General features: G+C 61.5%; 11 protein-coding genes. 7 read left to right on the top strand and 4 right to left on the bottom strand.

The genetic code is table 11. From position 1 onward, the window contains the following. The first annotated feature begins 64 nt into the window (after positions 1-64). The 5 genes from HDF15_RS11095 (at position 65) to HDF15_RS11075 (ending at position 4,102) form a co-directional block, all read left to right on the top strand. Positions 65-1,210 carry a metal-dependent hydrolase gene (locus HDF15_RS11095; RefSeq protein ID WP_184255510.1) on the top strand — a complete coding sequence of 382 codons (1,146 nt, stop codon included), beginning with the start codon at positions 65-67 and terminating at the stop codon, positions 1,208-1,210. A 395-nt stretch (positions 1,211-1,605) separates the two neighbouring features. Further along, the gene (locus HDF15_RS11090; protein ID WP_184255508.1) at positions 1,606-2,148 is read left to right on the top strand and encodes a DUF6580 family putative transport protein; all 543 of its coding nucleotides are present in this window, start codon (positions 1,606-1,608) and stop codon (positions 2,146-2,148) included. A gap of 107 nt (positions 2,149-2,255) precedes the next feature. Next, positions 2,256-2,570 (top strand): YXWGXW repeat-containing protein, encoded by a 315-nt coding sequence (locus tag HDF15_RS11085; RefSeq protein WP_184255506.1) that lies wholly within the window; start codon positions 2,256-2,258, stop codon positions 2,568-2,570. 49 nt (positions 2,571-2,619) lie between these two features. Continuing rightward, positions 2,620-3,276, top strand: coding sequence for an HAD hydrolase family protein (locus HDF15_RS11080; RefSeq protein WP_311733080.1), 657 nt, complete (start codon positions 2,620-2,622; stop codon positions 3,274-3,276). A 133-nt stretch (positions 3,277-3,409) separates the two neighbouring features. Continuing rightward, the gene (locus tag HDF15_RS11075) at positions 3,410-4,102 is read left to right on the top strand and encodes a hypothetical protein (protein WP_184255504.1); all 693 of its coding nucleotides are present in this window, start codon (positions 3,410-3,412) and stop codon (positions 4,100-4,102) included. Positions 4,103-4,122: 20 nt separating this feature from the next. On the opposite strand, the gene HDF15_RS11070 is transcribed toward HDF15_RS11075, so the two are convergent. After that, positions 4,123-4,506, bottom strand: a complete 384-nt coding sequence (locus HDF15_RS11070; protein WP_184255502.1) for a cupin domain-containing protein — start codon at positions 4,504-4,506, stop codon at positions 4,123-4,125. 169 nt (positions 4,507-4,675) lie between these two features. On the opposite strand from HDF15_RS11070, the gene HDF15_RS11065 reads away from it, so the two are divergent. Together HDF15_RS11065 and HDF15_RS25530 are read left to right on the top strand one after the other, a co-directional pair. Then, positions 4,676-9,388, top strand: coding sequence for a DEAD/DEAH box helicase (locus HDF15_RS11065; RefSeq protein WP_184255500.1), 4,713 nt, complete (start codon positions 4,676-4,678; stop codon positions 9,386-9,388). Then, entirely contained in the window at positions 9,385-9,573 is a 189-nt protein-coding gene (locus HDF15_RS25530; RefSeq protein WP_221314377.1) for a DUF5522 domain-containing protein, read from the top strand. The genes HDF15_RS11065 and HDF15_RS25530 overlap by 4 nt, the downstream gene beginning before the upstream one ends. A 75-nt stretch (positions 9,574-9,648) precedes the next feature. Here HDF15_RS25530 and HDF15_RS11055 read toward each other — a convergent pair whose 3' ends face one another. The 3 genes from HDF15_RS11055 to HDF15_RS11045 form a co-directional block, all read right to left on the bottom strand. Then, positions 9,649-10,566, bottom strand: a complete 918-nt coding sequence (locus HDF15_RS11055) for a tetratricopeptide repeat protein (protein WP_184255498.1) — start codon at positions 10,564-10,566, stop codon at positions 9,649-9,651. A gap of 146 nt (positions 10,567-10,712) precedes the next feature. Beyond that, entirely contained in the window at positions 10,713-11,762 is a 1,050-nt protein-coding gene (locus tag HDF15_RS11050; RefSeq protein WP_184255497.1) for a VWA domain-containing protein, read from the bottom strand. Positions 11,763-11,940: 178 nt separating this feature from the next. After that, a complete protein-coding gene (locus HDF15_RS11045) occupies positions 11,941-14,106 on the bottom strand; it encodes a VWA domain-containing protein (RefSeq protein WP_184255495.1) in 2,166 nt (721 codons plus the stop codon). Between the last annotated feature and the right edge of the window lie 37 nt (positions 14,107-14,143).

The raw sequence follows: 14,143 nt of genomic DNA, 5'->3' as shown, positions 1-14,143 counted from the left end.
CATACGCGGAGCCGGTCATGCTCCGCCTCTTCCCTCGCGAGCGCGCTCAAGATAGACTGCGCGAATGGAACCGGTCACCCACATCCTCACCGGAGCCTGCCTGGCACGCACCGGCTTCAACCGCCGAGCGGCCTATACGACGCTCGCCATGGCCGTCGCGGCAGAACTACCCGACATCGACACGCTCTGGAGCCTGCGCGGCCCGGTCGAGGGCTTCCAGCACCATCGTGGCATCACGCATACGTTCCTTGGCCTGCCCTTTGAGGCCGCGCTGGTAGTAGCGGCCATCTACGGCCTGCATCGCTGGCGCCTGGCCAGAAGCCAGCGCGTCACCGGGGAGAGCTCATCTCCCCGAAAGCCGCTGACCGCTGCCCCGGTCCGCTGGGGCCTGCTCTATCTCTTCACGCTGCTCGCGCTGCTCAGCCACCTGTTGCTGGACTACACCAACAACTACGGCCTCCGGCCGTTCTTCCCGTTCAACTCCCACTGGTATGCGGCTTCCATCGTCTTCATCTTCGATCCGCTGATCTTTGCGCTGCTGCTGGGAGGTCTCGTGCTTCCGGCCCTCTTTCGCCTGGTTGGTTCAGAGGTCGGCGCGCGACGGCAGCCGTTCCCCGGACGAGGCCTGGCTATTGCAGCACTGCTGGGCATCGTGTCCCTCTGGACGCTGCGCGAGGTCGAGCATACCCGCGCGATCCAGCTGGCGCTGGCGCAGAGCACGGTGGCTCCGTCAGCGCCAGTGGTAGACCCGTCCGCCTCCGCAGACGCCCCCCTGGCCCCACCTGCGCCTCCTCAGTCCTATCTCGCTCCGCAGCATGTGCTTGCCAATCCCGATCCTCTCAGCCCGTTCCACTGGTCAGCGGTGCTCGACTATGGGCCGTTCTATCAGCTGGCGGAGATCGACACGCGCAACGGGGTGGTTGATCTCGCCGACCATACACTGCCCAAGCCGAATCGCAGCGCCGCTGTGCTGGCCGCCGAGGCCAGCCCGCTGGGCCGCGCCTTCATCGACTGGTCGCCGATGCCCTTGATCGATGCCATCCAGCCGGAACCCTTTGCTCCGACGCGGGTGATCTTCCGCGATCCGCGCTTTATGGGCGATGTCCCCATGCTGCGCTCGGAAGATCACACTCCTCTTACGGCGGTGGTCGAGATCGACTCGCACAATCGTGTTGTCGGGCAGATCATGGATGGCCGAGAGCAGAAGTAAAGGCGTCGTAGCGATAGTAGCTGGGCAACGACTTTAATCAGGAATTTTCACGCCCCACGCAGAATCGTCATCCTGAGCGAAGCGCCTCGCGTTTTTTTGCGAGGCGCGCAGTCGAAGGACCCCGAGGGACTTGATCTCACCCAGAATGTTGAGACCTTTTCCTGCACGAAAACCTGGGCTCGAGCGCTCGAGGTAGAAAAGGGGCGAAGGGCATGGGCAGGATGGTAACCCTCGGGGTCCTTCGACTCCGCGTCCCCAAAGGCTGGGACGCTACGCTCAGGATGACGATTTTGTGGGGAAATAAGCAAAATGCCAGGAATGCGTCTCTGGCCGCTGGACTACAATGATTGAACAGGCTGTTTGCGCGCCAACTTCTCCTTTTGGGAGGTCCCCCCATGCTAGCCATTCTCGTTCTCCTGCTTGCCGCGCTTAGCCGACTTCTTCCGCACGCGATGCACGCCGTAGGATTGAACTTTACGGCTGTGGGTGCGGGTCTGCTCTTCTTCGGTTCGCGCCGTCCGCGCTGGCAGGCTGTCGTAGCCGCCGCCGTCATGGCACTCACCGATATCTACCTGACGAAGGCTGTCTACGGCCTTTCGTTCCACGTGAGCGCCTACCTGGTGACGTGGGCATGGTATGCGGCGGTCTGCCTCATCGGCAGCAGCCTTCTGCGCAAGGTAACGGCCTTGCGTGTGGTTGCGAGCGTCTTCGCTTCGGCGACCAGCTTCTTCCTGCTGAGCAACTTTGTGGTGTGGGTCAGCTCCGGCATGTACGCGCACAGCCTTGCAGGTCTGAGCGCTTGCTATGCGTCGGCTGTCCCGTTCTATGCCAACGACCTTGCTTCGACAGGCCTGGTCTCTGCCGCTCTGTTCGGTCTTCCCGTTCTCGCCGCGCGCACCGTAGAGATGCTGCACGCTGCCCAACATCGGCACGCATAGCCGACCCGATGCCTTGCATCGAACCGCTCCATTTTCTCCGCAACTTCCCCGGCGTATTCACGTCTGATTGAGAAAAGAACGAGGCATCCCTCGTTGGGAGTTCGAGCATGAACAGTACCAGGAAGTACTTATTTACGATCGTTGGCGGTCTTATGCTGGCCGCAACCCTTTCAGCGGGAGCACAGGTGGTTGTACGCATCGGCCCACCGCCTCCGCGCCCTGTTGAGCGTGTTCCGCCTCCCCCGTTCGAGCATCGCGGATGGGTTTGGCAAGAGGGCTATCACCGCTGGGACGGTCATGGTTACATCTGGGTTCCGGGCCATTATGCGGAGCCTCCCTATGAGCATGCCCACTGGGACCCCGGCCACTGGGCCAATCGCGGTGGCGGCTATGTCTGGATCGAAGGACACTGGCACCGGTAAGAAACAGGGATGAGGGCTCAGGGTTCAGGGGCCAGAAGGCGATGCTTTCTTGCCCCTGAGCTCTGAGCCCTCATCCCTCACCTTGTATCATCGCCTCATGTCTGCTGTGATGCTCTCCCCTGAAGATCGTGCCCGTCGCGTCAAAGTTCTGCTCTTCGATGTCGATGGTGTCCTCACCAACGGCGAAATCACGATCATCCCCAACGGTGCGCCCAATACCGAACTCAAGGGTGTTGAGGTCAAGAGCTTCTCCGCGCATGATGGCCTTGGAATCTCTCTGGCACGGCTGGCAGGATTGAAGATCGGCTTCGTCACCAAGCGCAACTCGCAGGTCGTGGCCATCCGCGCACGAGACCTCAAGATCGACCACGTGTATCAAGGACAGGCGCACAAGATGGAAGCCATCGCGAAGATCCTCGTCGCTGAAGGCTGCACGCTCGACGAACTGGCCTACGTGGGCGACGACATCATCGACCTGCCGGTGATGCGCCGGGTCGGCTTTGCGATTGCGACGGCCAACGCGCGTCCCCAGGTCAAGGCCGCCGCGCACTACACGACGCCGATGTCCGGCGGCTTCGGTGCGGGCCGCGATGCCATCGACTTCATCCTCAATGCGCGCGGCATTCTCGACGAGATGATCGAACGATATCTAGATGCCGAAAATCCCGAGTCGCAACGCGCCGATATCGGCGTCGGCAATATGTAGCGGAGATCATGTCTGGAGCCATTTCCGTATAGGTCCCGGCTTGCAGGCGATGGTTAAGTTTTGGATTGGCACATTATGCCAATCCAGTGAGCTTCCGTCAGCGTACTTAGAGTGACACACTCGAGGTACTTGCATGCCCATGGATTTCCTGAGAGATCAAAGCAGCAATGTGCCCCCAACGGAATCCTTAAAATCTCCCGCCTCCATCGCCGATCCCAACATTCCCTCCTTCGGATCTTTCGTTCGCCTGTGCCGTTTCTTTTCCGTGCATCCGATGTCCGCCGCTTACCATGCCGAACAATGGATCGTGCGCAGAATGGCTTACCACGGCCTCTTCGTCACCCGCATTGCGCTCGGCATCATCTTTCTCTGGTTCGGCATCCTGAAGTTTCTTCCCATGGTGCTCCCCATCGACCTGCTTGCCGAGAAGATTCTCACCCTCATCACCTTCCATCTGTTCCGCCCCGAGACCTGCCTCCACACTCTGGCCTTCTTTGAATGCCTGATTGGCCTTGGTATGCTCACCGGGCGTTTCCTCCGGCTCACCGTGTTTCTGCTCTTCCTGCAGCTTCCTGGCACGTTCCTTCCGCTCCTCCTGCTTCATCGCGAGACGTGGGTGCATTTCCCTTTTTTACCTACCTTCGAAGGCCAGTACATCATCAAGAACTTTGTCCTCATCTCAGCCGGGCTTATCGTAGGCGCCACTGTCCGCGGCGGCAGGATCATCGCGCATCCCGAGGTCGCCGCGAGGGCTGGTCGAGACGAACTCCTGATAGAAGAGTTCGCATTTAACGAAAGAGAAAAGAGTGCTTCGGAGAAGTCTTAGTTACACTTCTTCTTCGCGTTCTACTCGCTTACGTGTTCCAGCCAAACTACGTCGACGCCGTTGTCATCGGTCTCCTGCATCGCCAGGTGCACCATCGTGCGTCCAGGCGCAGCGCCATGCCAGTGAACTTCGCCAGCCTCGATCCAGACGGAGTCTCCGGATGCGATCTCCTGCACAGGCTCGCCGCGCAGTTGCACGTGGCAGACTCCGCTGAGTACATGCAGGGCCTGCCCGCGAGGATGCGTATGCCACGCCGTCCGCGCGCCGGGCCCGAACGAGACACGCGTCGCCTTCATGCGCGAGGGGGCTTCTCCCGCAACCACGGGGTCGAGCCATACCGTTCCGCTGAACCAATCGGCGGGACCTTGTTTCGTGCTGCGTGTTTCTTCCTTGAGAATCTTCATGGATTCAAGCTACAGCAATTCCCGAGTGACACGATAGGAGGCCTGAACCCGTGCCCTTAACGAAACGCTCCTCTTTCAGCATTTTCTTCAGCCCTCGAAGATCGCCTGAAATTTCTGTTTAAATCGCTAGCTCCAAGGCGAACAAACTGCGAACAGCTACAATATCCCCATGCACCTCGGGTCTCCTAGTACGGATACCGCCACGCATGAGGCTCTCGCCTGGGCGCATCCGGTTGTGCAGGAGTGGTTCCTCGCGAAGTTCGGTTCTCCCACCGAGCCGCAGATCGCCGGCTGGCCCGCGATCCTTCGCGGCGAAGCTACGTTGATCTCCGCGCCCACCGGCTCCGGTAAGACGCTCACCGCCTTTCTCGTCTGCATCGACACGCTGCTACGCAAGGCCATCGAAGGCCGTCTCTCGCAGCAGACGGAGGTGGTGTACGTCTCGCCGCTCAAGGCGCTCTCGAACGATGTGCAGAAGAACCTCGACGGGCCGCTGGCGGAGATTCAGCAGCTGGCCCTCACGCGCGGCTATCTCTGCCCCGAGATTCGCACCGGGGTGCGCACCGGCGACACCCTCGCGAAGGACCGCACGGCGATGCTCAAGCATCCACCGCACATTCTTGTCACCACGCCGGAGTCGCTCTACATCCTGCTCACGGCAGGCAAGCCACGTGAGAATCTCACACGCGTGCGAACGGTCATCGTCGACGAGATTCACGCCATCGCCGACGACAAGCGCGGTGCGCATCTCGCTCTCTCTCTTGAAAGACTGGACGCGCTGGTCTGCGGCGAAAATCGCCTATCGCCAGGCACGTTTGTAACCGGTCTCTCGCAACCTCCGCAACGCATCGGTCTCTCTGCTACGCAGAACCCCATCGAACTTGTCGCGAACTTCCTGGTCGGCGTGAACTCAAGCACTGTTGAGCACTCAGGCCCCCTTCTGGACTCAAGCCCAGTCTTGTCCTCTGGCGCTGTTTTGAAGGGGAGGGGCTTCAGCCCCTCCGTTGATTCTCCTGAAGGGCAAGGGGCTTTAGCCCCGGAGGGAATGCGTCAGCCAGCAACGATCATCCAGGTAGGCCAGCGCCGCACTCTCGACCTCGCTCTCGAGGTCCCCTCCGATGAACTCAGCGCCGTCACCAGCACCGCGATGTGGAGCGAGATCTTCGACAAGCTCGCAGGCCTGGCGAATCAACATCGCTCGACGCTGGTCTTCGTCAACACGCGCAAGCTCGTCGAAAAGATCAGCTTTGAGCTCGCCCAGCGCCTGGGCGAAGACTCTGTAGCCGCCCATCACGGCAGCCTCTCCCGCGCTCTGCGTCTGGACGCCGAGCAGCGCCTGAAGAATGGCGAGATCAAGATCCTCATCGCTACCGCCTCGCTCGAACTCGGCATCGACATCGGCAGCGTGGACCTCGTCTGCCAGATTGCAACCACTCGCGCCGTAGCTGTCGCGATGCAGCGCGTAGGTCGCGCGGGCCACTGGCGCGGAGCCATCCCCAAGGGCCGCTTCTTCGCTACGACCCGCGACGATCTGCTCGAACAGGCCGCGCTGCTGCGCAAGATGGTGGCCGGTGAGCTGGATCTCCTCGAAGTCCCCGAGCTTCCCATCGATGTGCTGATGCAGCAGATTGTTGCGGCCTGCGGCGCGGAGTCGTGGGACGAGACCACGCTCTACGAGGTGCTGCGCCGTGCGTGGCCGTATCGCAACCTCACCCGCGAGCACTATGACGAACTCCTTGGCCTGCTGCACAACGGCATCGAAAGCTCACGCGGACGTTATGGCGCGTACCTGCTGCGCGACCGCGTGCAGGGGCAACTTCACGCCCGCCGCGGCGCGCGCATGATCGCGATCTCCAACGGCGGAGCGATCCCGGACACCGCGCTCTACAGCGTGATGCTGCAGCCCGAGAACGTGCAGATCGCCACGCTCGACGAGCACTTCGCGGTGGACTCTTCTCCCGGCGATGTCGTTCTGCTGGGCAACACGAGCTGGCGCATCCAGCGCGTGGACCCCGCAGGCAAGGTGCTGGTCGAAGACGCTCACGGCGCACCGCCGAGCATTCCATTCTGGGAGGGTGAAGCGCCGCAGCGCACGTCTGTCCTCTGCGATGGTGTAGGCGATCTTCGCGGAGAGATCGACGCGCGCACGTGTGGAGTTGTGCCGAGCGCCGTCAGCGCCGTGCATCCGGAGGTCGCGGAGTGCATCGCCTGGCTCCAGCAGAACTGCTTCGTCAGTGAATCCGCCGCGCTGCAGCTCATTACCTATATCGTCTCGGGCCGCGCAGCCCTGGGAGCGGTGCCGACCAAGACCACCATCATCGCCGAGCGTTTCTTCGACGAAGGCGGCGGCCAGCAACTCATTTTGCACGCTCCCTTCGGCGGACGCATCAACAAGGCCTGGGGTCTTGCTCTGCGCAAACGCTTCTGCCGAGGCTTCAACTTCGAGCTGCAGGCCGCGGCGACCGACAATGGCATCAACATCTCGCTCGCAGAGCAGCACAGCTTTCCGCTCGCGGATGTCTTCCAGTTCCTCACCGAGCACACAGCGAAAGAGCTATTGGAACAGGCCGCGATCCCTTCGCCGCTCTTCAAGAACCGCTGGCGCTGGGCCGCGGGCCGCTCCCTGCAACTGCTGCGCATGCAGAAGGGCAAGCGCGTTGCGCCGCAGATCCAGCGCACGCGCTCCGATGATCTTCTCGCGAGCGTCTTCCCGCACGCCTCAGCCTGTCCTGAGACGATGGTCGGCGATATTGAAATTCCGGATCACCCACTCGTCCGCGAGGTGATGAAAGACACACTCGGCGAGGCGATGGACCTCGAAGGCCTGCTCGAAATCCTGCGCGGCATCGAGTCGGGTGCGATCCAGTGCATCGCTGTCGATACGCCTGTACCCTCGCTGTTCGCGCACGAACTTATCAACGCGATGCCGTATGCGTTCCTCGACGACGCAGGCCTTGAAGAGCGCCGCGCGCGGGCCGTCATGCTGCGCCGTTCCTTGCCGGATGCGGTGTCGGATGGTGCAGGACGCCTGGATCAAGCAGCAATCGATACGGTGCGTCAGCAGCTCTGGCCCGACATCCGAGACGAGCACGAGCTTCACGATCTGCTGCTGCAACTCGTCGTACTGCCCGTTGCGTTTGTCGAAGCAGCAGGGAAGGCACAGCCTTTGCAGCACTGGCCGCTGTACTTCGAGCGTCTCGCCGCAAAGGGTCGCGTACACGTCGTCGAACTCGATGGCTCACCCGCATGGATCGCCTCTGAGCGCCTCGCCGATGCCGCGCTCCTCTGGCCTGAAGAGAATGTTCCGCACTCGTCGCTCACAACCTCGCAGCTCGTAGCTCTTGAAACCCCCGAACCACCGTCATCCTCAGTCGCCCCACGGGACGCCGCGACGACCCAGCTCACACAAGGCTGGCTGCAACTCCTCGGCCCGACCACTGCAGCACGCCTCGCCACAATCACGCACCTGCATCCGCGCTCGCTGCATCAGGCATTGCTCGCAATGGAGATGCAGGGCCTCGCGATGCGCGGCGTCTTCGAACATGCAAAGCCCGCGGACGATGCGCCGCACGAGATCGAGTGGTGCGAGCGCCGCATCCTGCAGCGTATCCATCGCCTCACGCTCGGCACGCTGCGCAAGCAGGTCGAGCCTGTTGCTCCCAATGTCTTCATGCGCTGGCTGCTGGCCTGGCATCACGTAGCGCCGCAGACACAGCTCACCGGGGAAGAAGGCGTGCTCGCGGCGCTCGAACAACTGGAAGGCTTCGAGGCTCCTGCTGTTGAGTGGGAGCGCACGCTGCTGCCCGCGCGTGTCGCGAACTACGATCCTCGCTGGCTCGACAACCTGTGCCTCGCGGGCGTCGTCGGCTGGGGACGCATCTCGCCGCATCCTGCGTGGCTCTCCACGACAGATGCCACCGCACCACGCCGCGTCATTCCCACGACAGCCGCGCCGATTACGTTCTTCCTGCGCGAGTCCGCCGAGTGGCTTCATCATGCGCTTGCCGCGAAGTGTGTCGAGGAGCAGGTCCTCACACAGTCTCTCTCTCCGGAAGCCCAGCAGCTTCGTGCCCTGCTCAGCGAACGAGGCGCGGCTTTCACTGCCGATCTGCAACGTCTCAGCGGCCTCACCAAGCTGCAAACGACAACCGCGCTCTGGGAGCTCGCTACTGCCGGCCTGGCCTCCGCGGACGGCTTCGATCAGCTTCGCGCCATGATGGACCCTCGCCGCAAGTCCGCTGCCGTTGCGCAAACGGCTGCTACCAGTCTGCGCAAACGTGCCGCTGCCCGCACCACCGCAGGACGATGGTCGCTGCTCTGTGACCCCGTCAACACATCAACAGAGCTGGGACCACAAGGTGCGATCGCCCGCGCTAAACAGGCTGCCGTGGCGCTCGATGCTCACGCCCGCATCCTGCTGTGCCGCTACGGTGTGCTCTTCCGCGACCTGCTGGCCCGCGAATCGAATGCCCCCAAATGGCGCGACCTCTTGCCTGTGTTGCGCCGACTCGAAGCCCGGGGCGAGATACGCGGAGGACGCTTTGTGAGCGGTCCCTTCGGAGAACAGTATGCGCTTCCCGAAGCCGTCGAGTCGCTTCGCGCAGCACGTCGCGAAGCCACCGCACGCGCCGAGGAAGCACCTATCGTTGTTGCCGCTGCCGATCCGCTTAACCTCGCAGGTATCATCGTCCCCGGCGAGCGCGTGTCCGCGGTTCCCGGCCGCGAAGTCTCCTTCCGCAATGGGGCGGTGGTGGAAGAGGAGAGCGTAACTGTCGTCCCCGCTGCGCCAAAGCGCAAGCGTTCCATCTCCGACATCCTTCGCGCCGCGGCGGTTTCCCCGCGTGCGGCACAGCCGGTGGTTTCTCCGGGACTCTTCCCATGAGCGACACGCCGGAATTCAACAGGGAAGAGGAACAGATTCAGATCACTGCCGCCGAGGCGGAGAACGGCCCTCTGCGTCCCGAAGACTTTTACATGGAAGGACCATACATGGTCTTTACCGCGGCCTATCATCTGCGCCGCGGTTATTGCTGCAACTCCAGCTGCCGCCATTGCCCTTACAAGTAATCTGGGGCACAAAAAAGCCCCACCCTGCAGCGCGAAAATTACGCGCCGAGGGTGGGGTAGTAGGTGGATAGGGGATTACCGTCCGTTTTGGCTGCCGCTCTGCGGGGCCTCTCCGAGGCCTGGCGCTGAGGGTTCCATTCCTTTAGCTCTAAGTTGTGCCGCATTGTCCAGCATCAACTTCAACTGAGGGTCTTTCTCGTAGGCCTGCAGGACGGCATCGTTGCGCAGGCCATTGCGCACATCGAAGCCGCTTTCGCTGGCCTTGGCCAGCCACAGCCGTGTCTCAGCCTCGTTGTGCTCCTTTGCGTACAGCCTGGCGATCTCGAAGCAGAGCTGGCTGTAGTTCTCGGTGCCGATGAGCTGTGCCGTGGTCCCGCTGTTATCGCGATGCTGCAGCACTTCCGGGTCTAACTGGATAGCCAGCGCAAACTGCTTGCGTGCGCTTTCCATATCCTTGCCGCCGAAGTACGCCATCCCAAGGTTCGAGTGGTATACCGCCGACTTCGAGTCCAGCTTCGACGCGCGTTTGTAATCCGAGATTGCCGCTCGGTAGTTGCCTGTGGCGTACTCTGTCACGCCGAGGTTGTTCCAGGCAATGGAGTCCTTCTTATGCAGCCGCACGGTGCGCAGGAACATCTCGTGGGCCAGGGCGTTTTGGCGCAGCTCCAGTCTGGTGACGCCCATCTTGTTGAGTAGCACGCTCACGTCTCCACCGCGAGCCATGGCATAACCGTAGTAGTCCAGGGCGTCTTCGGGAAAGCGGCGAGCACGCAGCACATCGCCTGCTGTTTCGAGGTCCTTGGCGCTGGCTGTTTCAGGGTTGGGAAGATGCGGCGCAATCATGGCCCACACCGGACTACTGTGCTGCAGCGCACGGGTCGCCGGAGAGGTTATGGGTGCATCTTTGGCTGAGATAGTTTGTTGAGCGAAGAGTGCGGCCGATGGGAGTGTTACGGCCAAAAGCGAAGCTAGAGCTATAGTGTGCAGGCGCATCACAAAGCCCCTCCTTTGAGCGGCATCCATAATGCACCTGCAATGTGCCATCGTCAAGTGGCTGAATCCAGAAGGTGCAGAAAAAGATACGCCCAGGTGCGGAGGGGCCCCGCATGGGCCCAGATGGACCCCCTCCGCGCCGGAAATCAGGGCTGGGAATAGTAGCCATCGCGGGTGCGTGCGACGAGTTCCGGCCTGGACAGCTTGATTTCAATATGGTGATACTCGTTGGCACGCTCCGCCGGAGCCGCCTTGAAGGTGATCTCGTAGTAGGCCGTCGTGTCCTCCAGGCACCGCTTCAGCAGCGCGGAGATATCGTTGCTGGCGTCGGCGACAAGGCCGCCACTCTGTGCCGCAAGCACCTGCAGGCTGAGGTTCCCGATGTTGACCTGGCTGGGTTTACTGACTCCCTTGAGAAACTCTTCGTAATAGGTGGAACGGCCAACACCCTCGGCGGTACCGAGCGGATTGACGGCGTAGAGCGTGATGCGGTTCTCGCGAAGCTGGGTCGACAGGCTTACGATGTCGTTGAAGATCCCCTGCTCCTGCTTACTATCCAATTCGATGCCGGGGCCGGAGAGGATCGGCCAGCCGGGCGAGACCCACAGGATGAGCTTGCGTCCGGGAACGGTGGCTTCATGCGCCGCAATCTGATGCAGCGCCGTGAGCGAGATCTGAAAACGGTCGTCGGCTCCGTAGAAGCCTGAAGACCGGCGAAGCGTCCGCAGCCCGATCGAGTAGCTATCGAGACTGGCACTGAGCGCATTGCCGTCCTTCGAGAATCCATTCTGCAGCTTCACCCCGTCGTCCGACAGGAAGGCGAGCGCGGTGGGATGGTCGAGTTTGCCGCCGTTGGCGTGCAGAACCTTGTCGATCTGGTCGCGAATGTAGGCGACATTCGAGTAGTTCGTATTGACCGAATCGACAAGAATGATCGTCTCTACCGGAACCTCTTCGCTGCCGATTGCGCGGAAAGAGGTGATAGGCTGCGGATTCTTGTTATCGAGCAGCGTGAAGTCCTTCTCCTGCAGCCCCCCGAAGGGAGGACCTCCGCCCTTGACGGTAGTAACGACATCAAGATGGATCGTGCCGTTGTCGACCTTGGCAGGCGGATGGACTGGCAGGAGTTGTTGTGCAGAGACTGTTGCCAGGGATAGAAGAGGGGCAAAAAAAAGAAGACCGAGACGTGACCGCATGAACATAAGTTCCTTCGTTCGATCGGAGACGCAAATTATCCCCGTCGCATAGCCCCGTCGCAGGAATCATACGAGGTCTGGAAGGATTAGACGCTAACGGCAGCCGGCAAGTCTCTTAGTTTTGTCACAAGAGCCAGGAGCCCCGGGGGATGGCACGCCCTGGACCTCATGACAAAAGCTACTGCGCAGGCGCCGCCGGAGGCGTCTTGGGCGCGTCTGCCGGAGTTGCCGTTACCGCCGCGGGCGTAACCCTCAGCGCCATGCGTGGGAAGCTGAAGCTGCCGTCCGCATCGTCGATCACGTTTACCTGGCAGATGTACGTTCCAGCCTTCAACTGCGCGAGCGGAACGTCGAACTGGAACGCCACGGCTCCGCGGTCCGGAGTATTGACGACATTTGCCGTTACCAGGGGCGTTTCGTAGACCTTGGTGCCACCGCTCAGAAACTCGATGCTGGTCAGCACATGCACCGGGCCGCCCTCGCGCCGCCCCAGTCCAGGAGAGGCCGCAGGCTCTGCCGCGCCCTTCTGTCTCGAAGGATCGTAGACCTCGTAGAGGAAGTACAGGTGCTGGTCCTGCCGGAAGACATGGGCGACATTCGGCACCCACTCCAGGCCATCGCGCACCAGCAGGTTCTTCGAGTTTTTGGCTGTGTTGGGAGTGCGCTGGCTGGCCAGTACAACAGAACTCAGCTTCAGCGGAACCTTCTTCAGGTCGGGCACATTGATATCCGTCTCAAAGCTGCCCAGGTTGCCGGTCTGGTTTTCGCGCACCACGAACTTCAGGTGATACTTGCCCGGAGCGAGCGAGAAGCCGGTCGAGTACTGAATGTTCTTTCGCTGCACCTGCTGCGGCTGATCGAGCGCCAGCTTGACCGTGTCGCGCACATTGCCCACGGCAATCCCCTGCGCGTTCCGTACCTGGCCAAGAATATCGAGGCTCGCCTTATCGCGGTCGCCATTCTTCTCAAACGGAATCTGCGATCCCGGAACGAGCAGGCTGACCGGAACGTAGAAAAGATTCTCGCTCTGCCGGAAGTAGAGCGCCTGGAGATAGACGGCAACGTCGGTCGCTGGAAGGTCGCTGCGCATCTGCTCGGTCAGCGCGAGTTCTCGGTCCTCGGTCTTCTGGTGCTGGAAGTCGGCTGGAGCGAAGTAACCTGGACGGAAATCGATCTTCACGTCTTTGCGATCGACCGTAATGGTGAGATGGCGGAACGTTCCATCGTGCGCCTGGTTGGTCGAGTGGAAGCCCAGGATGTAGTAAGCCTCGGTGTCGTGCTGTACCTGTTGGAAGGCCGGGCCAAAATCATTGGAGTCGAAGAAGGCCTTGCCGCCCGTGTCCGCGCTCAGGGTAGACAGCGTCTCCTGGGAGCCGTAGTTGGCGCTGAACTGTGCCGTCGCGGCTGCGCCGTTATAGGCCGAGTTGCCGCGCAGACTGCCCTTGCTGGCGTCGCCTACCGGCGGCAGCGCCTGCAGGCCGCGCGTATCGACGCTGTAGATCGCGAGATTCGCCTTGGCGGCTTCGTTCGTGGCGGCGCGCAGACTGGCCTGGTTCTCGATGCCGTTGCGTGTCAGCCCACCGGAGAAGTACAGCATCGACTTGCGCTGGTCGACGCGCTCCAGGCTCTTGGAGATGGCGCGAATGGCCAGCAGCTCGCGGTCCGTGTTCAGGCTGTTGTACTCCGTGTCATCCGCGGCGAAGGCGGTGGTGTCGTCGCTGGTGCCGTCGGTTGATCCTGTGCCGCCGTTGGCAAAGCCCGTCTCGTCACTGCCGTTGTACTTGGCGAGCCCCTTCAGCAGGGCGGCTTTGTCGTTGGTGAAGTCCTGGTCCATGGTCAGGCCGGTCGACATGCTGACCAGCGCAACCAGGTCCGCGGGCTCCATCTTCTTGTTGACGTAATCGTTCGCCGCATCCACCGCACGGTCGATATCTTCATCCTGCATGGAGCTCAGGTCGAAGAACATCACGATCAGGCGATGGTCGTGCAACTGCTTGGGGCTGGCCGCAAAGTTGTTTTCCAGCAGGTCGGCGATCGAGGCCTTGCCCGCAGCCGTCGTCTTCTCCGCGAGCACCGCGGCCTGATCGACGTTCTGGTAGTCGAAGCTGGCGATGGTCTGCGACCTCTTGTCTTCGACGATATGGAAGTCGCTGGCCTTCAGCCCCTTCACCAGTTCGCCGGTTTTTTTGTCGCGGACCACCACGTTAGTCAGTACGATATTGGCATTCACCGTCATCGTGTACTGCCCCTGAGCATTTTGCTGCGGAGCATTTTGCGCAGCAATGCCCATCGGGTTTCCCAACCCCAGTCCTACTACCGTCAAAGCTGCTACAAGACGCCGCATACTAAACTCCTGACCAACTCAAAAACCTCATAGCTAA

It is taken from the genome of Granulicella mallensis, assembly GCF_014203225.1.
GTDB classification, from domain to species: domain Bacteria; phylum Acidobacteriota; class Terriglobia; order Terriglobales; family Acidobacteriaceae; genus Granulicella; species Granulicella mallensis_A.
The sequence above is the reverse complement of the archived record's forward strand: the minus strand, read 5'-3'. Positions and strand labels throughout refer to the sequence as shown.